Origin of the sequence: Streptomyces virginiae, from assembly GCF_000720455.1 — a bacterium.
Lineage (GTDB): Bacteria > Actinomycetota > Actinomycetes > Streptomycetales > Streptomycetaceae > Streptomyces > Streptomyces virginiae.
Genome location: NZ_JOAK01000005.1, coordinates 152609 through 175737, shown reverse-complemented (window position 1 = coordinate 175737; position 23129 = coordinate 152609). Strand labels below are relative to the sequence as shown.

26 protein-coding genes are annotated in these 23129 nt (G+C 71.6%); 16 read left to right on the top strand and 10 right to left on the bottom strand.

Annotated elements, in window-relative coordinates; translation table 11 throughout:
* Positions 1 to 176: 176 nt before the first annotated feature.
* Positions 177 to 605, bottom strand: coding sequence for a methylmalonyl-CoA epimerase (gene mce / locus IG86_RS0110485; RefSeq protein ID WP_030030807.1), 429 nt, complete (start codon positions 603 to 605; stop codon positions 177 to 179).
* A gap of 135 nt (positions 606 to 740) precedes the next feature.
* Here mce and IG86_RS0110480 point away from each other — a divergent pair, with 135 nt between their 5' ends.
* Positions 741 to 1940: an acetyl-CoA C-acetyltransferase gene (locus IG86_RS0110480; RefSeq protein WP_030660367.1), complete on the top strand. Its 1200-nt coding sequence runs from the start codon at positions 741 to 743 to the stop codon at positions 1938 to 1940.
* A gap of 129 nt (positions 1941 to 2069) precedes the next feature.
* Entirely contained in the window at positions 2070 to 3032 is a 963-nt protein-coding gene (meaB, locus tag IG86_RS0110475; protein ID WP_030826802.1) for a methylmalonyl Co-A mutase-associated GTPase MeaB, read from the top strand.
* A 69-nt stretch (positions 3033 to 3101) separates the two neighbouring features.
* Here the strand turns inward: meaB and IG86_RS39815 are convergent, their stop codons facing one another.
* The 5 genes from IG86_RS39815 to IG86_RS0110450 all read right to left on the bottom strand — a co-directional run bounded on the left by IG86_RS39815 (position 3102) and on the right by IG86_RS0110450 (position 6433).
* Positions 3102 to 3668: a PepSY domain-containing protein gene (locus IG86_RS39815; RefSeq protein ID WP_051785081.1), complete on the bottom strand. Its 567-nt coding sequence runs from the start codon at positions 3666 to 3668 to the stop codon at positions 3102 to 3104.
* Between the two features lie 116 nt (positions 3669 to 3784).
* Positions 3785 to 4261, bottom strand: coding sequence for a MarR family winged helix-turn-helix transcriptional regulator (locus IG86_RS0110465; protein WP_030660375.1), 477 nt, complete (start codon positions 4259 to 4261; stop codon positions 3785 to 3787).
* Between the two features lie 68 nt (positions 4262 to 4329).
* A complete protein-coding gene (locus IG86_RS0110460; protein WP_030896458.1) occupies positions 4330 to 5130 on the bottom strand; it encodes an AIM24 family protein in 801 nt (266 codons plus the stop codon).
* 14 nt (positions 5131 to 5144) lie between these two features.
* Entirely contained in the window at positions 5145 to 5795 is a 651-nt protein-coding gene (locus IG86_RS0110455) for an AIM24 family protein (RefSeq protein ID WP_030660381.1), read from the bottom strand.
* Positions 5795 to 6433: an AIM24 family protein gene (locus IG86_RS0110450; RefSeq protein ID WP_030826794.1), complete on the bottom strand. Its 639-nt coding sequence runs from the start codon at positions 6431 to 6433 to the stop codon at positions 5795 to 5797. Before IG86_RS0110450 ends, IG86_RS0110455 begins: the two co-directional genes overlap by 1 nt.
* A 186-nt stretch (positions 6434 to 6619) precedes the next feature.
* On the opposite strand from IG86_RS0110450, the gene IG86_RS0110445 reads away from it, so the two are divergent.
* From IG86_RS0110445 to IG86_RS0110425, 5 genes are all read left to right on the top strand, one after another.
* On the top strand, positions 6620 to 6964 hold the full coding sequence (locus IG86_RS0110445) for a DUF3817 domain-containing protein (protein ID WP_030826792.1): 345 nt from the start codon (positions 6620 to 6622) through the stop codon (positions 6962 to 6964).
* A complete protein-coding gene (locus IG86_RS0110440) occupies positions 6961 to 7257 on the top strand; it encodes an MTH1187 family thiamine-binding protein (RefSeq protein ID WP_030826789.1) in 297 nt (98 codons plus the stop codon). The genes IG86_RS0110445 and IG86_RS0110440 overlap by 4 nt, the downstream gene beginning before the upstream one ends.
* Before the next feature lie 421 nt (positions 7258 to 7678).
* The gene (locus IG86_RS0110435; RefSeq protein ID WP_030896453.1) at positions 7679 to 8389 is read left to right on the top strand and encodes a hypothetical protein; all 711 of its coding nucleotides are present in this window, start codon (positions 7679 to 7681) and stop codon (positions 8387 to 8389) included.
* A complete protein-coding gene (locus IG86_RS0110430) occupies positions 8386 to 9066 on the top strand; it encodes a DUF4166 domain-containing protein (protein ID WP_030826782.1) in 681 nt (226 codons plus the stop codon). The genes IG86_RS0110435 and IG86_RS0110430 overlap by 4 nt, the downstream gene beginning before the upstream one ends.
* Positions 9063 to 9695: a TetR/AcrR family transcriptional regulator gene (locus IG86_RS0110425; RefSeq protein ID WP_030896450.1), complete on the top strand. Its 633-nt coding sequence runs from the start codon at positions 9063 to 9065 to the stop codon at positions 9693 to 9695. The genes IG86_RS0110430 and IG86_RS0110425 overlap by 4 nt, the downstream gene beginning before the upstream one ends.
* Before the next feature lie 15 nt (positions 9696 to 9710).
* Here IG86_RS0110425 and IG86_RS0110420 read toward each other — a convergent pair whose 3' ends face one another.
* Together IG86_RS0110420 and IG86_RS0110415 are read right to left on the bottom strand one after the other, a co-directional pair.
* The gene (locus IG86_RS0110420; protein WP_030896448.1) at positions 9711 to 10757 is read right to left on the bottom strand and encodes a glycoside hydrolase family 6 protein; all 1047 of its coding nucleotides are present in this window, start codon (positions 10755 to 10757) and stop codon (positions 9711 to 9713) included.
* 100 nt (positions 10758 to 10857) lie between these two features.
* Positions 10858 to 11853 (bottom strand): ArsR/SmtB family transcription factor, encoded by a 996-nt coding sequence (locus IG86_RS0110415; RefSeq protein ID WP_030826773.1) that lies wholly within the window; start codon positions 11851 to 11853, stop codon positions 10858 to 10860.
* Between the two features lie 94 nt (positions 11854 to 11947).
* On the opposite strand from IG86_RS0110415, the gene IG86_RS38570 reads away from it, so the two are divergent.
* From IG86_RS38570 to IG86_RS0110390, 5 genes are all read left to right on the top strand, one after another.
* Positions 11948 to 13201 carry an MFS transporter gene (locus IG86_RS38570; protein ID WP_107056223.1) on the top strand — a complete coding sequence of 418 codons (1254 nt, stop codon included), beginning with the start codon at positions 11948 to 11950 and terminating at the stop codon, positions 13199 to 13201.
* A gap of 21 nt (positions 13202 to 13222) precedes the next feature.
* On the top strand, positions 13223 to 13732 hold the full coding sequence (locus tag IG86_RS0110405; RefSeq protein ID WP_030826769.1) for a MarR family winged helix-turn-helix transcriptional regulator: 510 nt from the start codon (positions 13223 to 13225) through the stop codon (positions 13730 to 13732).
* A 165-nt stretch (positions 13733 to 13897) separates the two neighbouring features.
* Positions 13898 to 14227 (top strand): DUF3817 domain-containing protein, encoded by a 330-nt coding sequence (locus tag IG86_RS0110400; protein WP_030826763.1) that lies wholly within the window; start codon positions 13898 to 13900, stop codon positions 14225 to 14227.
* Positions 14228 to 14314: 87 nt separating this feature from the next.
* On the top strand, positions 14315 to 16015 hold the full coding sequence (locus IG86_RS0110395; protein WP_030896446.1) for a coenzyme B12-dependent isobutyryl-CoA mutase large subunit: 1701 nt from the start codon (positions 14315 to 14317) through the stop codon (positions 16013 to 16015).
* Between the two features lie 59 nt (positions 16016 to 16074).
* Positions 16075 to 16482: a hypothetical protein gene (locus tag IG86_RS0110390; RefSeq protein ID WP_030826758.1), complete on the top strand. Its 408-nt coding sequence runs from the start codon at positions 16075 to 16077 to the stop codon at positions 16480 to 16482.
* Between the two features lie 17 nt (positions 16483 to 16499).
* Here the strand turns inward: IG86_RS0110390 and IG86_RS0110385 are convergent, their stop codons facing one another.
* A complete protein-coding gene (locus tag IG86_RS0110385; protein WP_030896443.1) occupies positions 16500 to 17123 on the bottom strand; it encodes a TetR/AcrR family transcriptional regulator in 624 nt (207 codons plus the stop codon).
* Positions 17124 to 17373: 250 nt separating this feature from the next.
* Here IG86_RS0110385 and IG86_RS0110380 point away from each other — a divergent pair, with 250 nt between their 5' ends.
* The 4 genes from IG86_RS0110380 to IG86_RS0110365 all read left to right on the top strand — a co-directional run bounded on the left by IG86_RS0110380 (position 17374) and on the right by IG86_RS0110365 (position 21577).
* Positions 17374 to 18372, top strand: a complete 999-nt coding sequence (locus tag IG86_RS0110380; protein ID WP_030896441.1) for a tetratricopeptide repeat protein — start codon at positions 17374 to 17376, stop codon at positions 18370 to 18372.
* A 627-nt stretch (positions 18373 to 18999) separates the two neighbouring features.
* On the top strand, positions 19000 to 19641 hold the full coding sequence (locus IG86_RS0110375; protein ID WP_030826750.1) for a DUF6230 family protein: 642 nt from the start codon (positions 19000 to 19002) through the stop codon (positions 19639 to 19641).
* A 108-nt stretch (positions 19642 to 19749) separates the two neighbouring features.
* Complete coding sequence (locus tag IG86_RS0110370; protein ID WP_030826747.1) at positions 19750 to 20322, top strand: DUF6114 domain-containing protein; 573 nt, start codon at positions 19750 to 19752, stop codon at positions 20320 to 20322.
* Complete coding sequence (locus tag IG86_RS0110365; protein ID WP_030896439.1) at positions 20312 to 21577, top strand: hypothetical protein; 1266 nt, start codon at positions 20312 to 20314, stop codon at positions 21575 to 21577. The genes IG86_RS0110370 and IG86_RS0110365 overlap by 11 nt, the downstream gene beginning before the upstream one ends.
* A gap of 98 nt (positions 21578 to 21675) precedes the next feature.
* Here IG86_RS0110365 and pyk read toward each other — a convergent pair whose 3' ends face one another.
* The gene (gene pyk / locus IG86_RS0110360) at positions 21676 to 23106 is read right to left on the bottom strand and encodes a pyruvate kinase (RefSeq protein ID WP_030826741.1); all 1431 of its coding nucleotides are present in this window, start codon (positions 23104 to 23106) and stop codon (positions 21676 to 21678) included.
* Positions 23107 to 23129: the final 23 nt, after the last annotated feature.

Here is a 23129-nt window from a genome sequence, read left to right as displayed (position 1 = left end):
GCGGTCCCATCCGTCCCCTGGTCGCAAGCTCACTCCCAATGAGCATCGCTCGCCCGCTGAACGACGCCCCCGGGGGAATGGTGTCAGATACCGGGGCAGGGGTCACAGGCCCCGACCCTCTCCGCACCGAACCCCGGCCGAGCCATGGCCACTCTACCGGCCGGGGAATCGGGGCATCAGTGGTCAGGGTTTGACGTGACCAGTTCGGTCAGGACTCCGTGGCAGTCCTTGGGGTGCAGGAAGGTGATCGAGGACCCCATGGAACCGGTGCGGGGCTGGTCGTAGAGGACGCGGACGCCCTTGCCGCGGATGGCCTCCGAGTCGCCGTGGACGTCCTCGGTGCCGAAGGCGATGTGGTGCACGCCCTCGCCGTTCTTGGCGAGCCACTTGCCGACCGCGGAGTCCTCGCGGGTGGGCTCCAGGAGCTGGATGTAGGAGGCGCCGCCGTCGGAGGTTTCGTTGATCTTCAACATGGCCTCGCGGACGCCCTGCTCCTCGTTGACCTCGGTGTGGAACACCTCGAAGCCGTACGTGGCACGGTAGAACTCGACAGTCTTGTCCAGGTCGAAGCAGGCGATCCCGATGTGGTCGATTCTTGTCAGCATGGGGACAGTGCACCGCCGAAGGGGGTCGTCACGCAACGTGCGCGCGATCACACCGGCAGCCCGGTGACCGCTGCGGTACCGCCCAGTACATTCACGTAAACCCTCGTTCACTCCTCATCCAAGGGGCTGTGCCTCATGTCCGGATCGAACAACACCACTTCCGTGATCGTCGCCGGGGCCCGCACGCCCATGGGGCGGCTGCTCGGCTCGCTGAAGTCCTTCTCGGGCGCCGACCTCGGCGGCTTCGCCATCAAGTCCGCGCTGGAGCGGGCCGGGATCTCCGGCGACCAGGTCCAGTACGTGATCATGGGCCAGGTGCTCCAGGCCGGCGCGGGCCAGATCCCCGCCCGCCAGGCGGCGGTCAAGGCCGGCATCCCGATGAACGTCCCCGCCCTGACGATCAACAAGGTGTGCCTCTCGGGCCTGGACGCGATCGCGCTGGCCGACCAGCTGATCCGCGCCGGTGAGTTCGACATCGTGGTCGCGGGCGGCCAGGAGTCGATGACCAACGCCCCGCACCTGCTGCCCAAGTCCCGCGAGGGCTACAAGTACGGCGCGATCGAGATGCTGGACGCGATGGCCTACGACGGCCTCACGGACGCCTTCGAGAACATCGCGATGGGCGAGTCCACCGAGAAGCACAACACCCGCCTCGGCATCGAGCGCGCTCCGCAGGACGAGTTCGCCGCGACCTCCCACCAGCGCGCCGCCGCCGCCCAGAAGAACGGCGTCTTCGAGGCCGAGATCACCCCGGTCGAGATCCCGCAGCGCAAGGGCGACCCGGTGATCTTCTCCACCGACGAGGGCATCCGCCCCGAGACCACGGTGGAGTCGCTCGGCAAGCTGCGTCCCGCCTTCGCCAAGGACGGCACGATCACCGCCGGCACCTCCTCGCAGATCAGCGACGGCGCGGCCGCCGTGGTCGTGATGAGCAGGGCGAAGGCCGAGGAGCTCGGCCTGGAGTGGATCGCGGAGATCGGCGCCCACGGCAACGTGGCCGGCCCGGACAACTCCCTCCAGTCGCAGCCGTCCAACGCGATCCTGCACGCCCTGAAGAAGGAGGGCCTGGAGGTTTCCGACCTGGACCTCATCGAGATCAACGAGGCCTTCGCCGCGGTCGCCGTCCAGTCAATGAAGGACCTGGGCGTGACCCCGGAAAAGGTGAACGTCAACGGTGGCGCCATCGCCCTGGGCCACCCGATCGGCATGTCCGGCGCCCGTGTGGTGCTGCACCTGGCGCTGGAGCTGAAGCGCCGCGGCGGCGGGGTCGGCGCGGCCGCGCTGTGCGGCGGCGGCGGCCAGGGTGACGCGCTGATCGTCCGCGTCGCGAAGTAGGCACGGCAGGCAGCCGCGGGCCCGGACCGGGCCCGCGGCGGCCCCCGATCCCCGGGCCTCGCGGGCCCGCCTTCCCGGGCCCGGCGGCCCTCACGCATCCCGTACGAAGAACCGAGGAGCGCAGCACAGATGACGGCGGTGGACGTCCCCCAGCTGGTGGCCCAGGCGCGGGAGGGCCGGCCGAGAGCGGTGGCCCGGCTGATCTCGCTGGTCGAGGGGGCGTCCCCGCAGCTGCGCGAGGTGATGGCCGCCCTGGCCCCGCTGACGGGCGGGGCGTACGTCGTGGGTCTGACGGGCTCGCCGGGCGTGGGCAAGTCGACCTCGACCTCGGCGCTGGTGTCCGCCTACCGCAAGGCCGGCAAGCGCGTCGGCGTCCTCGCCGTCGACCCGTCCTCGCCCTTCTCGGGCGGTGCGCTGCTCGGCGACCGGGTGCGGATGTCGGACCACGCCTCGGACCCGGGCGTCTACATCCGTTCCATGGCCACCCGCGGCCACCTGGGCGGCCTCGCGTGGGCCGCCCCGCAGGCGATCCGGGTGCTGGACGCGGCCGGCTGCGACGTGATCCTGGTCGAGACGGTCGGCGTCGGGCAGTCGGAGGTGGAGATCGCCTCGCAGGCCGACACCTCGGTGGTGCTGCTCGCGCCCGGGATGGGCGACGGGATCCAGGCCGCGAAGGCGGGCATCCTGGAGATCGGCGACGTGTACGTGGTCAACAAGGCCGACCGGGACGGCGCGGACGCGACCGCCCGGGAGCTGAACCACATGCTGGGGCTGGGCGAGGCGCGCGGCCGCGACGACTGGCGGCCGCCGATCGTGAAGACGGTCGCGGCCCGCGGCCAGGGCATCGACGAGGTCGTCGAGGCGCTGGAGAAGCACCGGGCGTGGATGGACGAACGCGGGGTGCTCGCCGAGCGGCGGGCGGCGCGGGCAGCGCGGGAGGTCGAGACGATCGCCGTGACGGCGCTGCGGGCGCGGATGGCGGACGTCCACGGGGACGCGCACCTGGGCGCGCTGGCCGCCAGGGTCGCCGAGGGCGACCTGGACCCGTACGCGGCGGCCGACGCCCTCCTGGCGACCCTGACGGAGTCCTGAGCGGGACTGCGCGGGCCGGCGGACGGGCGCGGGCCCGGCCGCCGGGGCGACCGGGCGGGCGGGCCGGCGTCAGTTGTCGTTGTCGTCGTCCGAGTCGGAGTCCGAGCCGGACTGGGTCACCTTGCCCGTGGCGTGGTCCACGTGGGCGTTCCAGGTCTTGCCGTCGGAGGATTTGACCTCGACCTCCCAGTAGGGGGCCTTGCCGTCGTCGCCGTCCTCCCACTGCACGGACCAGACCTGACCGGGGTGGGCGGCGAGGGCCGCCTTCATCGCCCCTTCGGCGGTGACCTTGGCGGAGACCAGGGCCTTGTTCTCGCCGGCGTTCTCGTCGGTGTCCCGGTTCTGCTCGGTGACGGCGCCGCTCGCGGACACCTCCAGCTCGGCGTGGCCCTTGCCGTCCTTGCTGATCACGTCGACGTGCCAGACGGAGCCGTCCTTGTCGAGGGACTCGATCACGCCCGGGTAGTGCTTCAGGGCGGCCGCGGCAGCACCCTGCGCCGTCACGTCGGCGCGCAGGGCGGGGGCCGCGGTGACGGTTCTCGCCGCGTCGGAGGACATCGCGGCGGCGGCGGTCACCGGACCGCCGACGATCAGGACGACGGACGCGGCCGCAGAGACGTACCGGGTGCGCTTCATGGAAGGACCTCCTCAGGCCGGCCATGGCGCTCACAGTTGCCCGGCGGCGGCCGGCAGCGGGCGGATACCGCCCATTGTCCGGCCTGCCGCCCCGCGGGGCGCGCCGAGCGTCCCCCTCAGACCTTCCCGCGGGTGCCGCGCAGGTGCTCCGCCACCGGCGTCAGCGAGGCGCGAAGCGCCGCCAGGGCCTCCGGCGGCAGCAGGTCGATGAAGTGCTGGCGGACGGACGCCACGTGGTGCGGGGCGACCTTCCGCATCGTCTCCATGCCCTCGTCGGTGAGCACCGCGTACAGGCCGCGGCGGTCGGACTCGCAGTTGACCCGGCGGACCAGGCCCGCCGTCTCCATGCGCGTGATCTGGTGCGACAGCCGGCTCTTGGACTGCAGGGTGGCGGTCGCGAGATCGCTCATCCGCATCCGGTGGTCCTGCGACTCCGAGAGGTTCACGAGGATCTCGTAGTCGTTGTTGGTGAGTCCGAAGGGCTGGAGATCCTTTTCCAGCTGGTGCATGAGCAGCCTGCTGACGTCCAGGTGGGTGCGCCAGGCGCACTGCTCCGCGTCGGTGAGCCAGCGCGTGGCCGTCTCGGTCTCCATGGTCTCCATGAATGAACTCTACCTAAAAAGTTGAATTGCGTACAAAGGTCGAAAGTCCCGGCCGTCCGTCACAGTCCCAGGCGCCGCTGGAGATCACCCAGCTGTCCCGGCATCCGAGGCACGCCCATCTGCCCCAGTGGTCCCTGGCCGGCACCCGGCACGCCCTGTGCGTTGCCCGTGGCCGCCCCGGCGCCCACCGCGCCGACCGACTGCTCCGCCATCAGCATCTCCGAGGACTGCAGGAGCACAGTGCCGGCTCCCACGAACTCGAACTGGTGCTCCTCGCCCGAGGTGCCCCCGATGCCGGTCAGTGAACGCAGTCCGCCCATCACGCCGGACATGTAGCCGTGATCGTAATGGTGACAGGGGGACGGGCAGTCCGCCCAGCCGACGAGCGCCTGGGGGTCCACGCGCAGCGGCGGCTCCATGAACACCACCGGCCCGTTGGAGGCCGCCACGAACTTCCCGGTCCCGATCAGCGTCAGGAAGCCCGGGACGATCGACTGCTTCAGGGCGAGCGAGGGCTGGTACGCCAGCAGGTTGCCCGAGCGGATCGTCAGGTTGCCGTCGTCCAGGTCGTACGAGTTCACGTCGAAGGCCCGGTCGGCCAGCAGCATCTTGCCCTGGCCCTCGGCGACCACCCAGTCGCTGGCGTGCAGCGGCGAGTGGAAGCTGGTGCGCAGCAGGCGGTCGAAGCGTCCGTTGCCGATGCCGTTGAACTCGATGCGCCCGTAGTACGAGATCATCTTGCCCTTCTGCAGGAACCACTGGCTCCCCTTGAGCTCCACGCAGAAGGTGTACGCGTTCACGTTGTCGTCGGACGGCAGCGTGTACGGGTCGAAGACCGTCGGGCCGCCCGGTCCGCCCATCACGGGGCCAAAGTTCACAGCTTCTCCTCGGAGGCCTGTACGTACACCGCGCCCTGACCGGACAGTTCCAGCTGGAACGCCTCGCCCGAGCCGCGCCCCACCATGTCCCGCCACCCGAGGGCGGTGGAGAGCTTGTTCCTGACGTCCCCGTGGTGGGCCACGTAGGCCTGCGGGTCCACGTGGACCGGCCGGTTCGGGGTGATGGGGAGTTCGATGACCCCGCCGTGGGCCATCACGGCGACCGAGCCGTGGCCCTTGAGGGTGGTGGTGAACAGGCCCTGGCCGGTCACCTGGCCGCGGACCATGCCCATGACCCCGCCCTGCGAGCCCATGAACATCGTGCCCTGCTGCAGGGTGCCGTCGAAGGCGAGCAGCCGGTCGGCCTCGACGTAGAGGGTCTCGCCGGTCAGGTTGATCACCTGGATGTGGTGGCCGCCGTGGCCGAACATCACCGTGCCGCTGCCCTCGACCGTCATCAGCGGGGTCTGTTCGTTCGCCACGCGGCGCCCGATCATGCCCATGACCCCGCCCTGACCGCCCGTCAGGCTCGGGGTGAAGGAGACGTCGCCGCGGTACGCGAGCATCGCGCCGCGCTGGCTGAACATCCTCTGGCCCGGGATCACCTGGGCCTCGACCATCTTCGAGTTGATTTCGCGGAACGGCATCAGACGTCGCCCCCGATGGTGTTGCGCTCGCTGGGCTGCACGTAGACCAGGCCCTCGCCCTCGAAGCGGATCTGGAAGGCCTCGCCGGACCCCTCGCCGATCAGTGTGCGGAAGGTCACACCGGACTGGAAGGACTGCTGGAGGTTGCCGGTGTGCGCGATGTACGCCCCCGGGTCGACGGACAGCGGGTACTGGGCGCTCACGCGCAGCACCACGGCCGGACCGTCGGAGATGATGGCCGCCTGGCCCGAGCCCTCGACCGTCGTGGTGAACAGGCCGTTGCCCGTCGAGGCGCCGCGCAGCCCGGTGAAGGTGGTGCCGGTGCGCAGACCGGCGTCGGTGCACAGCAGGTTGCTGGACTCGACGTAGAGCTTCTCGCCGCGCAGATTGACCAGATTGATCTCACTTGCGCGGTCGGCGAAGAAGCAGGTGCCGTGCCCCTGCACTTCCATCACCGTCATCTGTTCGCCGGTCAGCCGGCGGGTCACCATGCCGCGGAGGCCTTCGCCGCCGCCGGTCATCTTCTTGAAGGCCATCTGCCCGTCGTACGCGACCATGGAGCCGTTCTTCGCTTTCACGGCGTCCCCGGTCAGGTCGACGGCCAGCACCTTGCTGCCTTGGAGTCGGAACTGAGCCACGGGAAGACGTTATCGGCAGCGGGCGGACCCGAACAGGGCCCGTGGCCGAGATATGCCACACCTCGGCGGTATGGGCGTGAAACCGGTGCGATCCGGGCCCACTCCGGGCGGGAGGGGCCGGGTCAAGATCCCGTAAAGCGGCTGAGACACTGGAGGCGACCCTGGCCTCCACCCCGAAGGTTCCACGTGGACATCAAGACCGCCTCCGCCCTGCACCGCCTGCGCCTCGTCTCCGTGCCGGAGGCGCTGTCGTTCCCGGCCCTGCTGATCTTCGGCTCGCTGCTGAGCCGGGTCTCGGACATCGACTACCTGTTGCTGCCGCTGGGTCTGCTGCACGCGTTCCTGTTCATGGTCTACGCGGTGCTGCTGCTGGACGTCTGGTACAAGGCGAAGTGGCCCTTCAAGAAGGTCGTGTTGTTCTTCGTCCTCGCGGTGGTGCCCCTGGGCGGCCTCTACGGCGACAAGCTCCTCAAGCGGGAAGAGGCCGACAGCGTGGTGGCGGCCCGTGCCCGTGAGGCGGCCCAGGCGTGATCGTCGCGTTCTCGGTGACCCCGCTGGGTGTCGGTGAAGAGGTCGGGGAGTACGTCGCCGACGCGGTCCGGGTGGTCCGCGAGTCCGGTCTGCCCCATCGCACCGACGCGATGTTCACGACGGTCGAAGGCGAGTGGGACGAGGTCATGGACGTGATCCGGCGTGCGGTCGCCGCCGTCGAGGAGCGGGCGCCGCGCGTCTCCTTCATCCTGAAGGCCGACATCCGACCCGGCGTCACCGACGGAATCACCTCGAAGGTCGAGACGGTGGAACGCCACCTCGGGCAGGGCTGACCCCCGCCCCCCTGTACGTCCCCAGCGCCCCCGGCCCATCCGGCCGGGGGCGCTTTCGCGTGCCATGCCCCTGCGGGGTGCTCGGCGGTGTCCCGGTGTGGGGCGGTGCCCCGTACGAGGGTCTCCTCGGCTCGGCGCGGCCGGGCATGTCGCGGTTGTGCCCGGTGGTTGCGCCTCGTCCTGCGGGGACCCTCCTACGCGTCCCCGCCCCACCGCCCGCCCCGGCCCCCCGGACCGGCCCTGCCGAGCAGCTCGCAGAGCAGGCCGCACCGTTCCAGCCCCGCCGGCGTTTGAGGTGCGGGTCCGGGCAGAGCCCGGCAGCCACCCGCAGGGCGACCTGCAAGGTAAGGGTTGAGCGATCGCTCAAATTCGCCTAGGGTCCGGATTGAGCGATCGCTCAAAAAGGGGGAAGGGGTGGGGCGTGGGCCTGTACGTCGAGACGGTGATCCGGGCCGGGATGGACGAGCTGTGGGAGCGCAGCCAGGATCCCGCCCAGCATCAGCGCTGGGACCTGAGGTTCACCTCCATCCACTACCTCCCGCGGTCCGAGGGCGAGCCGCAGCGGTTCCGGTACGCCACCCGCGTACTGCCCTTCGTCTCCGTCGACGGGACCGGCGTCTCCGCGGGGGAGCGCCGCCGGCCCGACGGGACCCGGGTGTCGGCCCTGCGGTTCGCCTCGGACCATCCGCTCTCGCTGCTCGCCGAGGGCAGCGGGTACTGGCGCTACGTTCCGGACGGCGACGGCGACGGCGCCGGGATCCGCTTCCTCACCGGCTACGACTACCGGCCCCGCTGGGGCCGCTTCGGGGCCCTGGCCGACCGGCTCGTCTTCCGGCCGCTCATGGGCTGGGCCACCGCCTGGTCCTTCGACAGGCTGCGGCTGTGGTGCGAACGCGGAACCCCGCCCGGCCCCGCCCTCGCCCGGGCGGTCGCCGAGAGCGCCCTGCGCGCCCTGCTGTCGGCGGCCGCCCTGCTGTACGCCCCCGCCGCCGTGGCCGTGCTCGTCCTGGCCGCCGCGCTGCTGCTGCCGCCGCTGCCCGGAACCCCGGCCGCGCGCCGCTGCCTGCGCACGCCGCCCGGCCGCACCCCCGTCGCCGCACCCCGTCTGCTCAGCACCCTGGAGCCGTCATGACCTCCATCTTCCGGGCCCACATGGGCTCCGACTTCGACCGTCTGCACCCGCAGATCCAGCGCCGCTTCTCGGTCGGGCTGGACAGCGGGGAGGGCTGTGTCGGCCGCGGGACCATGGAACGGATATGGCACGGCGGCAGCTTCGTGAAGCCCTTCCTCCGGCTCGGCGGGATGCGCAACATCCTGGTGCCGCGCGAGGGACGCGACGTCCCCTTCGTCATCGAGAACCTCCCGTACCTCGACTCCCACGGGCGCGAGACCGTCACCTTCGTACGGACCTTCCAGCTGCCCGGCGGGCCGCACCGGTTCGACGCCACGATGGTCCACAGCCCTGAGCGTGACTGCGTCCTCGACTACCTGGGCACGCACCAGCACCTCGCCAGCGACCTGCACATGAGCGCCGAGGCGGACGGTTCGCTGCTCATCCGCTCCGGTGAGCACCGCTTCCGCGAGGGCCCCGTCGACGTCCGCGTCCCCGAACTCATCGGCGGTGACGCCGAGGTGCGCGAGTCCTTCGACGACGCCACCGGCCGCTTCCGGATCAGGGTGCGGGTGGTCAACCGACGCTTCGGACCGCTCTTCGGCTACGAGGGGTCCTTCACCGCCCAGTACGTCGACGTCCGCACGCACGGGGTCCGCGGAGACCTGCGACCGGTCCGCGAGGAGGCCCGGGCATGAGCGCGGCCACCAAGGACAAGCTCCTCGAAGGAGCCCTGCGCACGCTCGTGGAGCAGGGCATCGCCAAGGCCTCGGCCCGCACCATCGCGGCCACCGCCGGAGTCGGCCAGGGCCTGATCTTCTACCACTTCGGTTCCGTCGACGAACTGCTCGCCGCCGCCTGCCGGTACGGCGCCGAGCAGCGGGTGGACCGCTACCGCGACCGGCTCGCCGCGCTGGGCAGCCTCGCCGAACTGGTGGAGTTCGCCCGCGCGATGCACGCCGAGGAGCGGGAGGCCGGGCACGTCGCCATGCTCGGGCAGCTGCTGGCCGCCGGTCAGACGTCGCCCGCCCTCGCGGCCGCCACCGCGGCCGGACTCGGCCTGTGGATCGAGGAGCTGGAGGAGGTGCTCACCCGGCTGCTCGCGGCGACCCCGCTGGACGGGTTCGCCGACCCCGCGGGGCTCGCCCGGGCCACCGCCGCCTCCTTCGTCGGCATCGAGCTGTACGAGGCGGTGGACCCGCAGGGCGCCGGCAGCGCGTTCGACGCGCTGGAGCAGCTCGCCGGACTGGCCGCGGTACTGGAGGGCCTGGGGCCGCTGAGCCAGCGCGCCGTACGCCACGGACTGCGCCGCGGCACCCGCGGCTGAACCGCGTGCGGCGGCTCAGTCGCGGGCGCGGCGGGCCAGGCCGAGGGCCTGTTCGGGCCACCAGGTGCCGGCCGCCGGGCCGCCGCGGCAGGTCCCGTCGGACTCGCCGGGCCGCTTCACCCAGAGGTACGCGTCGACGAGCGGGTCGCCGGTCCGGTCGGTCGGCGGTGTGCCGAGGGCGCGGCCGGGCGGGTTGCAGGAGGCCCGGATGCGGTCGCCCGGCAGCGGCCCGGCGCCGTTGCGGCCGGTGTCGATGACGAAGTGCCGGCCCTTGGTGGCCCGGGAGAGTTCGGCGCCGTAGGCCCGGACGGCCGCGTCCGGCTGGAAGCCGGAGACGTTGAGGGCGAAGCCGTCGGCGCGGTCGAGGCCCGCCTCGCGGAGGGGGCCGACGAGGTCCGCGGGATCGCGGATCCACGCCGGATCGCCTGCGTCCAGATAGACCTTCGTATTGCGGTTCCGCTTGAGCCGGTCGACGGCCTCGGAGAGCAGCCGGTAGCGCTCGGCGCGCTGCCCGTCGCGCACGCAGCCGTCGACGGCCTGCGCGACGGCGTGCGGCTCCAGCACGACGAGGGCCCGGGCGTCGCCGATCGCGTCGGCGAATGCGCCGATCCAGCCGCGGTAGGCCCGGGCGTCGGCGGCGCCCCCGGCCGGCCGGCGTCCGCAGTCGCGGTGCGGGATGTTGTGCGCGGCCAGCACCAGGGTCCGCCCGGCGGCCTTCGCGCCCGCGCGGGCCCGGCGGATCCCGGGGCCGGGATCGCCCGGCCGTCCCCACAGGGCCACCGGCCGGTCCGCGATCCGGCGCAGCACCTGGGCGTCGTCGTAGCGGCCCCTCGCCTCCCACGCCACGACCTGCCGGGCGGCGTCGCCGTCCGGGTCCACCCAGAAGGCGGACCCGCCGTCGGCGGCGGCCGGGGCCCCGGGGCCGGCGGCGGGCGGGCGCGGCCCGGACTCCGGTGCCGTGGTGCAGGCGGGAGCGGCCGCGAGGAGCAGGAGCAGGCCGAGGACGGCGGCGGGCCGGGGACGGCGCGGCCTGGGACACGGCCTGGGAGCGACGGGGGGCATCCGGTTTCCTCGGGACGAAGGGTCGGGCGGCAGACCGTAAGACCGGAATATGGTGACATGACGGACCGTCGGCTCGGCCGTGCGACACCGCCCGCCCCGGTCAGCCGACGGCGTCCCCCGTGGTGAGGGCGATGGCCAGCGGGGTGCGTTCGTAGAGCACCTGGTGGCCCCGGCGGGCGGAGATGAGCAGCCCCGCCGCGTGCAGGACCCCCAGGTGGGCCGAGACGGTGGACGGAGCCAGGCCCAGGCGGTGGGCCAGGGCCGTGGTGGACGCCGGTTCGTCCAGCGCGCACAGCACGTCCGCCCGGGCCCGGCCCAGCAGCCGGGCCAGCGCGGTCGGCGTGTCCTCGCCCGCCGGGGTCCACAGGGCGCCGACGCCCCGGGCCGGGTAGACGACCGTCGGCTGCCACGGCGGGTCGAAGCCGCCCGCGATCTGCGGCCAGACGAAGGCGCTCGGCATGAGCAGCAGCCCCTGTCCGCCCAGGACGCGGTCGTGGTGGGTGGGCCGCTCGATGGTCAGGGTGAGCGAGGCCGCGTCCCAGGCGAGTTCGGGGTGCAGGCCGTCGAAGAGGGACTCCAGCCCACCCGCGGCGAGGCGGCGCGTGTGGAAGAGGATGTCCGCCTCCAGCAGGGCCCTCAGCCGCGGCCAGTGCGGCTCGACCAGCACGGCCCAGGCCCGCTCCAGCAGGTCCGCCAGCTCGCGCACCGCCCGCGCCGGATCGGCGAGCAGGTACCGCCCCGGGTCGCTGTCGAGCGCACCCGGCGTGCACGCCAGCGACCTGCGCATGTCCTCGCGCGCCGCGGCCGGATCGGCCGCTCGGATCACCGCGAGCTCCTCCTCGAAGGAGACGCCCGGCCCGCTCGGCGGCGGGCTGATGAAGTCCGTACTGTGCCCCCGGCGGGGCATCAGCAGCCACAGCGGCCGCAGGTCCAGCCCGTCGGCGGCGGCCCGGATCCGCTGGAGCCACGGCAGGTGGTAGCCCTGCCGGTCCGGGCGGCTCAGGGTCCGGATCGCCTCCTGCGTCTCCCACGCCGGCGACAGCGCGAACCGGCAGCGCAGCAGGTCCTCGTGCCCGAAACGATGGTGCAATCCCATGCCGCACCCTCCCCGCTCCGCGGACCGTCCCGCCCGACATTCGTCCCAGGCCGAATCTCTACGCCGGCCAGCCTAGGCCCCCGACGCTGCCGTCATGGCAACCGTCACCCCGGCCCCGGCCGAAGCGGGCTCCGCCGGCTACCGCAGCGTCTTCCGGACCCCGGAATTCCCCGCCGTCTTCGCCGCACACCTGATGTCCGTACTCGGCCTGGTCGTCGCCGAGATCTCCCTCTCCGTCCTCGTCTACCGCCTCACCGGATCACCCCTGATGAGCGCGCTCACCTTCGCGCTCGGCTTCCTCCCCTACGCCCTCGGCGGCACCCTGCTCGCCGGGATCGCCGACCGCCTCCCCGCCCGGCGGGTGCTCGTCACGTGCGACCTCGTCTGCGCGGCCTGCGCCGCGGCCATGGTGCTCCCCGCCACCCCCGTCGCCGCGCTCCTCGTCCTGCGCTGCGCGACGGCCTTCGTCGCACCCCTCTTCCAGGGCACGCGCAACGCCTCCCTCCCCGACATCCTCGGCTCCGGCGAGGCGTACGTCCTGGGCCGCTCGCTGCTGCGCCTGGTCGCCCAGAGCGCCCAGCTCATCGGCTTCGGCCTCGGCGGGCTGCTGCTCACCGTGCTCGCCCCGCGCGGCGCCCTCGCGCTGACCGCCGCCGGATTCCTCGGCTCGGCCCTCCTGCTGCGGCTGGGCACCCGCGCCCGCCCCGCACGGACGGCCGTCCGCACCTCACCGCTCGCCGGGATGCGGGCCGTCCTGGGCCGGCGCCGGCTGCGGGCGCTCACCCTGCTGTTCTGGCTGCCGCCCGTCTTCCTCGTCGTCCCCGAGGCCCTGCTCGCCGCGTACGCCGACGGCATCGGCGCGGGGACCGCCGTGCTCGGACTGATGATGTGCGCCATGCCCGTCGGCACCATCGCCGGCGAGCTCTGGGCGGGATCCGCGCTCAGCGCGCGGACGCGTTCGCGGATCGTCGCCCCGCTGGCCGCCGCAGGCCTGCTGCCGTTCCTCCTCTACGCCGGCCGGCCGGGCGTACCCCTCGTCCTGCTCGCGCTGCTGCTCGCCGGGCTGGCCCACGCCCACACCCTGGGCCTGGACCAGTGGTACGTGGAAGCCGTCCCCGACGAGCTGCGCGGCCGGGCGATGACCCTGCTCAGCACCGGCCTGATGACCCTCCAGGGAGTCGGCATGGCCCTGGCCGGGGTCGCCGCGGAGTTCTTCCCGGTGCACGTGGTCGTCACCGGGTCCGGGGTGCTCGGCACCGCCGTCGTGCTGGCGCTCCTGGCCGAACTGCGGTCCGCCGTCCGGCAGGAGGAGCGACTGAGGGATGAGACGGCCCGCGCCGGGAAGTGACCTCCCGGTAGGGTCGGAGGCGTGCCCAAGCCGCTCAGCCTTCCCTTCGACCCCATCGCCCGCGCCGACGAGCTCTGGCAGCAGCGGTGGGGGCCCGTGCCCTCGATGGCCGCGATCACCTCGATCATGCGCGCCCATCAGATCCTGCTCGGCGAGGTCGACGCGGTCGTCAAGCCGTACGGGCTGACCTTCGCGCGCTACGAGGCCCTGGTGCTGCTCACCTTCTCCAAGGCGGGCGAGCTGCCGATGTCGAAGATCGGCGAGAGGCTGATGGTCCACCCGACCTCGGTGACCAACACCGTGGACCGGCTGGTGAAGTCCGGCCTGGTCGCCAAGCGGCCCAACCCGAACGACGGCCGGGGCACCCTCGCCTCCATCACGGAGAAGGGCCGGGAGGTCGTCGAGGCCGCCACCAAGGACCTGATGGCCGTCGACTTCGGCCTGGGCGCCTACGACGCCGAGGAATGCGGGGAGATCTTCGCCCTGCTCCGCCCGCTGCGGGTGGCCGCCGCGGACTTCGAGGAGTCCTAGGTCGTGTCCGCGAAGTCCCGCCTGCGCGCCCGCCCTCCGGGCGGCCGACGCTACTGTGCGGACACTCCCTAGGGGGTGTCCGGGCGGTGTGCCCCCGTTCGGACCCGTCCCGCGATCCCGGGGCCGCGTCAAGATCGAGCAAAACGGACGGTTAGGCTCGTCCGCATGAAACGAAGCGTGCTGACCCGCTACCGCGTCATGGCCTACGTGACCGCGGTCATGCTCCTGATCCTCTGCGCCTGCATGGTGGCGAAGTACGGCTTCGACACCGGCGCCGAGCTGACCTTCTTCGTGTCGCAGGCCCACGGTGTGCTCTTCATGATCTACCTGGTCTTCGCCTTCGACCTGGGCTCCAAGGCCAAGTGGACCTTCGGGAAACTGCTCTGGGTGCTCGTGTCGGGCACGATTCCGCTGGCCGCGTTCTTCGTCGAGCGCAAGGTGCGTGCCGAGGTCGAGCCGCTGGTCAGCGACTCCCTCGCGACCGCCCGGGCCTGATACGAGGCGAGCGTCACCCACCCCCGGGGCGAGTCCCCGGGGGTTTGCCATCGACATTTACTAGGACGTCCTAGTAAATTCGTGGGTATGGACGCTGACGCCATCGAGGAGGGCCGCCGCCGCTGGCAGGCCCGTTATGACAAGGCCCGCAAGCGCGAGGCAGACTTCACCACGCTCTCCGGCGACGAGGTCGAACCGGTCTACGGGCCCCGGCCCGGCGACGCGTACGAGGGCTTCGAGCGGATCGGCTGGCCGGGGGAGTACCCGTACACCCGCGGTCTGCACGCCACCGGCTACCGCGGCCGGACCTGGACCATCCGCCAGTTCGCCGGCTTCGGCAACGCCGAGCAGACGAACGAGCGCTACAAGATGATCCTGGCCGCCGGCGGCGGCGGGCTCTCCGTGGCCTTCGACATGCCGACCCTCATGGGGCGCGACTCCGACGACCCCCGCTCGCTCGGCGAGGTCGGCCACTGCGGCGTCGCCATCGACTCCGCCGCCGACATGGAGGTCCTCTTCAAGGACATCCCCCTCGGTGACGTCACGACCTCCATGACCATCTCGGGCCCCGCCGTGCCCGCCTTCTGCATGTACCTCGTCGCCGCCGAGCGCCAGGGCGTGGACCCCGCCGTCCTGAACGGCACGCTCCAGACGGACATCTTCAAGGAGTACATCGCCCAGAAGGAGTGGCTCTTCGAGCCCGAGCCGCACCTGCGCCTCATCGGCGACCTCATGGAGTACTGCGCGAAGGGCATCCCGGCCTACAAGCCGCTGTCCGTCTCCGGCTACCACATCCGTGAGGCCGGGGCCACGGCCGCGCAGGAGCTGGCCTACACCCTCGCCGACGGCTTCGGCTACGTGGAGCTGGGCCTCTCCCGCGGCCTGGACGTGGACCACTTCGCCTCCGGTCTCTCCTTCTTCTTCGACGCGCACCTCGACTTCTTCGAGGAGATCGCCAAGTTCCGCGCGGCCCGCCGGATCTGGGCGCGCTGGATGAAGGAGGTCTACGGGGCCAAGAGCGAGAAGTCGATGTGGCTGCGCTTCCACACGCAGACCGCCGGCGTCTCCCTCACCGCGCAGCAGCCGTACAACAACGTCGTGCGCACCGCCGTGGAAGCCCTCGCGGCCGTCCTCGGCGGCACCAACTCGCTGCACACCAACGCCCTCGACGAGACGCTCGCGCTGCCGAGCGAGCAGGCGGCCGAGATCGCCCTGCGCACCCAGCAGGTGCTGATGGAGGAGACCGGAGTCGCCAACGTGGCGGACCCGCTGGGCGGCTCCTGGTACGTGGAGCAGCTCACCGACCGCATCGAGGCCGACGCCGAGAAGATCTTCGAGCAGATCAAGGAGCGGGGCCTGCGCGCCCACCCGGACGGCCGGCACCCGATCGGGCCGATCACCTCGGGCATCCTGCGCGGCATCGAGGACGGCTGGTTCACCGGCGAGATCGCCGAGTCGGCCTTCCAGTACCAGCGGTCGCTGGAGAAGGGCGACAAGCGGGTCGTCGGCGTCAACGTCCACCACGGTTCGGTCACCGGCGACCTGGAGATCCTGCGGGTCAGCCACGAGGTGGAGCGCGAGCAGGTCCGCGTGCTCGCCGACCGCAAGGGCCGCCGCGACGACGCCAAGGTCGCCGCGTCCCTGAAGGCCATGCTGGACGCCGCCCGCGACGGGTCGAACATGATCCCCGCCATGCTGGACGCGGTGCGGGCCGAGGCCACGCTGGGCGAGATCTGCAACGCGCTGCGCGAGGAGTGGGGCGTCTACACCGAGCCCCCGGGCTTCTGACCCCGGGACCCCGAGGTCCGCGGCGAAGGCCGGTCATGCCACTCCCATACGCTGGGGGCGTGACCGGCCTTCCCGTTTCCGTGCCCGGGGTCAGCGTCCGTGTGGTGATGCAGACCGGCTGCGGACCGTACGCGTACATCGTCGCGGACTTCGAACCGCCCGGCGCGGACGGCGAGTCGGAGTTCCTGCACACCGTCTCCGACAACCGGCTCCCGCACGAGTTCCTGCCCGCCGTGTGGGAGGGGATCCAGGAGGGGCTGAACGGGGTGGCGGCCGCCGTGGTTCTCACGGACGGGGGCTTCCACGAAGTGGACTCCCGCGACTTCGGCTACCGGCTCGCCGGCCGGTACGCCGGTACGGCGGCACTCGCGGCCGCCGGCCTGGGGGAGCCGCCCGTGGACCGCGGCCGACAGATCCGGGTGGACTGGCCCGGCAGGCGCCGGCCGCATGCCGGGCCCGTGGTGTGAGCGGACCCGCCGGAGGGTCAGGCGGCGGCGGACGGGCCGCGCAGTCCGTGCATCAGCAGCGCGGTGAAGGCGCCCACCCAGAGCTCGTCCACCGGCTCCGAGCTCACCAGGGCGCGGTGCACGACGGTGCCCGCGATCACGTCGAAGATCAGGTCAGTGGTGCGGCCCGCGAGGAACTCGTCCTCCTCGTAGGGGAGTTCGCCGCGGGCCTGGGCCCGTTCGCGACCCAGTACGACGAGACGTTTCTGCCGGTCGACGATCGCCGACCGGATCCGGTCACGCAGGGCCTCGTCCCGGGTGGACTCGGAGACGACCGCCATCAGGGCCGTACGGGCCTCCGGGCGCCGCAGCAGCTCCGCGAAGCGCAGGACCACGTACTCGATGTCGGCTTCCAGGGAGCCTCGGTCCGGCAGTTCGAGGGAGTCGAAGAGCTCCGCGACGGCGTCCACGACCAGCTCGCTCTTGCCCGCCCAGCGCCGGTACAGGGTGGTCTTGGCGACGCCCGCGCGGGCCGAGACGTCGCCCATCGTCAGCTTCGACCAGCCCAGCTCGACCAGCGCGTCCCGGGTGGCGGCGAGGATGGCGGCGTCCGCGGCCGCGCTGCGGGGGCGACCGGTGCGGCCGGGGCTGGGGTTGCGCATGGCCGAGACCATACCCGTCGGTAGCCGAACGGGCCGCTGTGGTTCAGATCACGGGCGCCGCGGGGGCGCGCAGGGCCGCCGGGGGAGTTACGCTACGGCTCGTAGCGTAAGAGCGACAACCACGCGAAGAGCTACTGGCGCCAGGTGGGGACCCGGCGCCGCCCAGCAAGACGATCGCGGCGGATGCGACGGCACGGCCAATTCACGCGATCTTTTTCGTCGGCGCGCGCACACGGGGGAGGATGTACGCATGCAGCCCAGAAACATGTCCATGAGCGGCGTCGTCGACCTCGCCGCTGTGAAGGCGGCCGGCGAGGCCAAGGCCAAGGCCGAGCAGGCCCGCGCCGAGGCGGCCCGCCAGGCGAGCCAGGGCGGCGGGTCCGCCCCGTCCGCCGGCGCCGTCCCGCCGTCCGCGCTCGTCGTCGACGTAGACGAGGCCGGCTTCGAACGTGATGTGCTCCAGCTCTCCGCGGAAGTCCCGGTCGTCCTGGACTTCTGGGCCGAGTGGTGCCAGCCGTGCAAGCAGCTCAGCCCGCTCCTGGAACGCCTGGTCATCGAGGCGAACGGCCGCCTCGTGCTGGCCAAGGTCGACGTCGACGCCAACCAGATGCTGATGCAGCAGTTCCAGATCCAGGGCATCCCGGCCGTTTTCGCCGTGGTCGCCGGTCAGGTGCTGCCGCTCTTCCAGGGCGTCGCCCCCGAGCAGCAGATCCGCGAAACCCTCGCCCAGCTGGTCCAGCTCGCCGAGGAGCGCTTCGGGATCATCGGCATCGAGGTGGACCCGAACGCCGAAGGGGCCGCCGGGCCCGTCGAGACCGAGGCCCCGGCCGGTCCGCACGACGCGCTGCTGGAGGCGGCCGTCGTCGCACTGGACGCCGGTGACCTGGGCGGCGCGGTGCAGGCGTACAAGAACGTACTCGCGGACGACCCGGGCAACACCGAGGCCAAGCTCGGCCTCGCCCAGGCGGAGCTGCTCGCCCGGGTCCAGCACATGAACCCGCAGGAGGTGCGCGCCGCCGCGGCCGAGAACCCGCGCGACCCGGCGGCGCAGATCGCCGCGGCCGACCTCGACCTCGTCGGCGGGCACGTGGAGGACGCCTTCGGCCGCCTGGTGGACACCGTCAAGGTCACGTTCGGTGACGATCGGGATGCGGTGCGGCTGCGGCTGCTGGAACTGTTCGAGGTCATCGGCGCCGACGACCCGAGGGTGACGGCGGCGCGGACGGCGCTGGCGCGCGTGCTCTTCTAGACCGGCTCCCGACCGGCTCCGCAGCCGCTCCGGACCGGTCCCGCGAAGGGTCCCGGACCCCGTCGGGCCGCCGCCGATTTGTTGACACGTAGATAAACAGCGGCCGCACTTTGCCAAAACTTGGCAATTGCGGCCGCTGTTACTCGCAGTAAATCGAACCCCGTGAACTGTCCGGTGTGTTCACCATTTCACCGTTCTGTCATGGCCCCTGGTGGCACCCTGCGTTGCCGACGGACGGTTACCGGCAGCATTCAGGTTATCTGGCCGTTACCCGCCAGTAACGAACCCCCTTGTGCCCCGGCCGGGAATGGACCACGATCGGCGACGCTCGGTCCTTCCCGCAGAGCCGCTCACTCGGAGCCGCGGTGGAGGGTCCCCACCGGGCCGGCCGGTGGCAGTGGCACCGGCCGTGGGACAGGGGGGTCTCTGCCACACGGCGGGGCCTGTCCTCCAGGTTGCGCGAACGCGTGGCCCAGTGGTTGTCGCTCGGGGGTGAACGCCGGTGTATCGGACGTGGCACGGCCGCGGCCCGGCCGCCTGCGCTCCTTCCCGAGGACGTAGCACTTCTCCCATCCCAGGACGGGCACGGCCCGGACCGGAGATGTACGTCCGAGAAGGAGGAACGAAATGAGTTCTCAGGTTCGTGGCGGGACCAGATGGAAGCGCTTCGCGCTCGTCATGGTGCCGAGCATCGCGGCCACGGCCGCGGTCGGTGTGGGTCTGGCGCAGGGTGCCCTCGCGGCGTCCTTCAGCGTCTCCGGCCAGGACTTCAAGGTCTCGGCCGACAAGCTCGACGGTGACAACCTCATCCAGTACGGCGGCATCGCCGAGGGGCACGACCTCAAGGGCAATGCGCAGCACCACCCGGTGACGATCTCCGGGTTCAGCCACGCCGAGATCACCAACATGTGCCAGTCGCTGGTGACCCCGACGCCGCTGGGCAACATCACGCTGCAGCTGCGCACCGGCCACAAGGGCAAGCCGGCCGTCGCCGACAACATCTACCTGGATGTTGCGGAGCTCGACACCGACGCCGAGTTCAAGAACCTGGACATCGGTGTCGCGGTCGGCGACCCGAACCACAAGACCAAGCCGCAGGCCGGCACGGTCAGCAGCCCGTACGCGTTCTCGCAGCGCGCCGACAAGGCGATCCTGACCAACGTGCGCCAGAAGGCGTGGGCGACCACGGCCGGCACGTTCAAGCTGCCCGACCTGAAGCTGCGTCTGCTCGGTGGCGACCAGCCGTGCTACCAGGACATCAAGGACTGATCCGGTCCTGGTGAATGACCGGACGGGCGGGCGTCGGCGGCCGTTGCCGCCCGCCCGTCCGGGCTCCACAGAGTTCTCCGTACCACCGTTTCCAGGGAGCTGTTGTCCATGAACCCCCAGGCCCCGGTTTACGTTCGCGCAGAAGACGACGCCTGGCTCACCGTGGTGTACTACCACTTCCGCGCCTGGCGCGGTCGCCGTCCCTTCTGGGCCGGGCTGTTCACGCTCCTCGGTGGCTTCCCGATCGCGTACTTCCCGTATGCGGACCTCCGGTTGGGCAACGTCAGTCTCGCCATGGCCACCACCGGCGGCGCGGGCGCACTGATCATCGGTGTACTGCTCATCACGCTGGGCCTGGCCCTCTGGTTCCAGCAGACCATCCGTGTCTTCGCCGGCGTCGCCTCGATCCTGCTGGCGCTGGTGTCCCTGCCGGTCTCCAACCTCGGCGGATTCGGGATGGGCTTCATCTGCTCCCTCATCGGCGGCGCCCTGGCGCTGTCCTGGGCCCCCGGACAGCCGGTGGACGAGGAGCCGGCGGACCAGCCGCCGGCCGCGGTCGCCCTGGCCAAGTCGGAGGCGATGGCGGGTGCCCCGGGCATCCCGGGACCCCGTGAGACGGAGACGGCAAACGCGAGCGAGACGACTGCCCACGCCGATGGCGGGAGGAACAGTGCGGGGTGACGAGACGCAGCGGGCAGTGGCCCCGGGCGCAGAGTCCCGTGAGAGGAAGGGCCCGCGCCACGCGGCGCCCAGGAAGTCGCTGCTGAACAAGATCCAGATACCCGTCGGCAAGACCATGGCGCTGGCGGCGATGCCGACGGCCGTGTTCGTCGGGATGGGCATGGCGCCCAAACTGGCCGTGGCCGACGACAAGGAGATCCCCTTCGCGCCCGGCCCGTGCGTGACGCGGTCCGACGAGCCGGCGGAGACCGAGTCGAAGTCCCCGTCCCCCAAGCCCTCGACGACGGCCTCGCCGAGCGCCTCGCCGAGCGCGTCCCCCGCACCGTCCACCGCCGCGAAGCCGAAGGCGAGCGCCTCCCCGGAGGCGGCCAAGTCCCCGTCGGCGAACGCCCCGGCCCCGGCGGCCACCACGCCGGCGCCGACCAAGTCCGCGAACCCGCTGGACCCGCTGGGCGTCGGCGACAAGCTCAAGGACCTCGTCGACGGTCTCGGCCAGCCGCTCAAGGACACCAAGGCGACCCCGACGCCCACGGCCACGCCGTCCACGACGGCCAAGCCGACCACCCCGGCTCCGGACCCGGCCGCCGAGGCGATCCGGGACGCCGCCAAGCAGGCGGGTGCCAAGGTCGAGGAACTGCCCGACGCGGTCAAGGACACCGTCAAGCAGCCCAAGGACGAGACGCCCGAGAACGAGGGCGACGAGGACAAGGCCGACAAGGACGACGCCGACAAGGACGGGGCGAAGAAGGACCCGGACGGGAAGGAGCCCTTCCCCTGCCCGACCTACGACGCCGAGGCCCTCGCCAACGCCGAGCTGGAGCAGGGCATCCCGCTCCTGCCGGACGAGCCCTGGTACCTCGACAGCTCCCTGCTGACCCTCTACGGCCTGGACTACCACGGCATCGTCGAGGTGAAGACCGCCGGCGGCAAGGTCAAGAAGGTCCTGAAGTTCACGGCGGACTCGCTGGACATCAAGGACCTCTACCAGACGGTCGGCAAGGGCGGGAACGTCGCCCACCTGAAGTCCCGTCCGGGCTCCACGTCCAAGATCCGCGGCGGCACGGTGACGATGTACACCGAGAGCCTCAAGGGGAACCTCTTCGGTCTGATCCCGATCGAGTTCACCCCGAACAGCCCGCCGCCGCTGAACGTCCCGTTCGCCTTCTTCACGGACGTCAAGGTCGTCCAGGCGGCGCAGTTCGGCGGGACCCTCACGGTCCCGGGCCTGAAGAACTACATCGGCCCGCCGGAGTAGTCCCCGCAGCGCCGTACACACCGAGGGCGGCACCCCGCATCACTGCGGGGTGCCGCCCTCGGTCTCTGTGCGGCAGAGTCGGGTGCGGCGCGGCGACGTCAGTCGCGCGCGACGCCGCCCAGGTGGTGGACCCGGACCATGTTGGTGGTGCCCGGGACGCCGGGGGGCGAGCCGGCCGTGATGATCATGGTGTCGCCGTCGTTGTAGCGGCCCAGCTTGAGCAGCTCGCCGTCCACCAGGTCGACCATCGCGTCGGTGGTGTCCACGTGCGGGACGATGTACGACTCGACGCCCCAGCTCAGCGTGAGCTGGTTGCGGGTGTTGACGTCGGTGGTGAAGGCCAGGATCTGCTGCGTGGCGCGGTAGCGCGACAGACGGCGGGCGGTGTCGCCGGACTGGGTGAAGGCGATGAGCGCCTGGCCGTCCAGGAAGTCCGCGATCTCGCACGCCGCGCGGGCGACGGAGCCGCCCTGGGTGCGCGGCTTCTTGCCCGGGACCAGCGGCTGGAGGCCCTTGGAGAGGAGCTCCTCCTCGGCCGCCGTGACGATCTTCGACATCGTCTTGACGGTCTCGATCGGGTAGGCGCCGACCGAGGACTCGGCCGACAGCATGACCGCGTCCGCGCCGTCGAGGATCGCGTTGGCGACGTCGGACGCCTCCGCGCGCGTCGGGCGGGAGTTGGTGATCATCGACTCCATCATCTGGGTCGCGACGATCACCGGCTTGGCGTTGCGGCGGCACATCTCGATGAGCCGCTTCTGGACCATCGGGACCTTCTCGAGCGGGTACTCGACGGCCAGGTCGCCGCGGGCCACCATGACCGCGTCGAAGGCGGCGACCACGGCCTCCATGTTCTCGACGGCCTGGGGCTTCTCCACCTTGGCGATGACGGGGACCCGGCGGCCCTCCTCGTCCATCACCTTGTGGACGTCCTTGACGTCGTTGGCGTCGCGGACGAAGGACAGGGCGACCATGTCGCAGCCCATCCGCAGGGCGAAGCGCAGGTCGTCGACGTCCTTCTCCGACAGGGCGGGGACGTTCACGGCGGCACCCGGCAGGTTGATGCCCTTGTGGTCCGAGATGACACCGCCCTCGATGACGATGGTCCTGACCCGCGGGCCGTCGACCTCGGTCACCCGGAGCTCGACGTTGCCGTCGTTGATCAGGATCTGGTCACCCTTGGCGACGTCACCCGGGAGGCCCTTGTAAGTGGTGCCGCAGATGGACTTGTCGCCCGGGACGTCCTCGGTGGTGATGGTGAACTCGTCACCGCGCACCAGCTCGACCGGACCCTCGGCGAAGGTCTCCAGACGGATCTTCGGGCCCTGGAGGTCGGCGAGGACGCCGACGGCGCGCCCGGTGTCCTCGGAGACCTGCCGGACGCGGTCGTACCGCTCCTGGTGTTCTGCCTGGGACCCGTGGCTGAAGTTGAATCGGGCCACGTTCATACCTGCCTCGATGAGCGCTTTCAGCTGCTCATACGAGTCGACGGCGGGGCCCAGCGTGCAGACAATTTTGGAACGGCGCATGACTGGATCCTATCGGTTTGTTT

What these genes read in the sequence shown, in the direction of transcription:
- mce (WP_030030807.1), bottom strand. Translation starts at nt 605, where the DNA reads ATGCTGACAAGAATCGACCACATCGGGATCGCCTGCTTCGACCTGGAC.
- IG86_RS0110480 (WP_030660367.1), top strand. Translation starts at nt 741, where the DNA reads ATGTCCGGATCGAACAACACCACTTCCGTGATCGTCGCCGGGGCCCGC.
- meaB (WP_030826802.1), top strand. Translation starts at nt 2,070, where the DNA reads ATGACGGCGGTGGACGTCCCCCAGCTGGTGGCCCAGGCGCGGGAGGGC.
- IG86_RS39815 (WP_051785081.1), bottom strand. Translation starts at nt 3,668, where the DNA reads ATGAAGCGCACCCGGTACGTCTCTGCGGCCGCGTCCGTCGTCCTGATC.
- IG86_RS0110465 (WP_030660375.1), bottom strand. Translation starts at nt 4,261, where the DNA reads ATGGAGACCGAGACGGCCACGCGCTGGCTCACCGACGCGGAGCAGTGC.
- IG86_RS0110460 (WP_030896458.1), bottom strand. Translation starts at nt 5,130, where the DNA reads ATGGGCGGACCGGGCGGCCCGACGGTCTTCGACCCGTACACGCTGCCG.
- IG86_RS0110455 (WP_030660381.1), bottom strand. Translation starts at nt 5,795, where the DNA reads ATGCCGTTCCGCGAAATCAACTCGAAGATGGTCGAGGCCCAGGTGATC.
- IG86_RS0110430 (WP_030826782.1), top strand. Translation starts at nt 8,386, where the DNA reads ATGACCTCCATCTTCCGGGCCCACATGGGCTCCGACTTCGACCGTCTG.
- IG86_RS0110425 (WP_030896450.1), top strand. Translation starts at nt 9,063, where the DNA reads ATGAGCGCGGCCACCAAGGACAAGCTCCTCGAAGGAGCCCTGCGCACG.
- IG86_RS0110420 (WP_030896448.1), bottom strand. Translation starts at nt 10,757, where the DNA reads ATGCCCCCCGTCGCTCCCAGGCCGTGTCCCAGGCCGCGCCGTCCCCGG.
- IG86_RS0110415 (WP_030826773.1), bottom strand. Translation starts at nt 11,853, where the DNA reads ATGGGATTGCACCATCGTTTCGGGCACGAGGACCTGCTGCGCTGCCGG.
- IG86_RS38570 (WP_107056223.1), top strand. Translation starts at nt 11,948, where the DNA reads ATGGCAACCGTCACCCCGGCCCCGGCCGAAGCGGGCTCCGCCGGCTAC.
- IG86_RS0110400 (WP_030826763.1), top strand. Translation starts at nt 13,898, where the DNA reads ATGAAACGAAGCGTGCTGACCCGCTACCGCGTCATGGCCTACGTGACC.
- IG86_RS0110395 (WP_030896446.1), top strand. Translation starts at nt 14,315, where the DNA reads ATGGACGCTGACGCCATCGAGGAGGGCCGCCGCCGCTGGCAGGCCCGT.
- IG86_RS0110385 (WP_030896443.1), bottom strand. Translation starts at nt 17,123, where the DNA reads ATGCGCAACCCCAGCCCCGGCCGCACCGGTCGCCCCCGCAGCGCGGCC.
- IG86_RS0110380 (WP_030896441.1), top strand. Translation starts at nt 17,374, where the DNA reads ATGCAGCCCAGAAACATGTCCATGAGCGGCGTCGTCGACCTCGCCGCT.
- IG86_RS0110375 (WP_030826750.1), top strand. Translation starts at nt 19,000, where the DNA reads ATGAGTTCTCAGGTTCGTGGCGGGACCAGATGGAAGCGCTTCGCGCTC.
- IG86_RS0110370 (WP_030826747.1), top strand. Translation starts at nt 19,750, where the DNA reads ATGAACCCCCAGGCCCCGGTTTACGTTCGCGCAGAAGACGACGCCTGG.
- pyk (WP_030826741.1), bottom strand. Translation starts at nt 23,106, where the DNA reads ATGCGCCGTTCCAAAATTGTCTGCACGCTGGGCCCCGCCGTCGACTCG.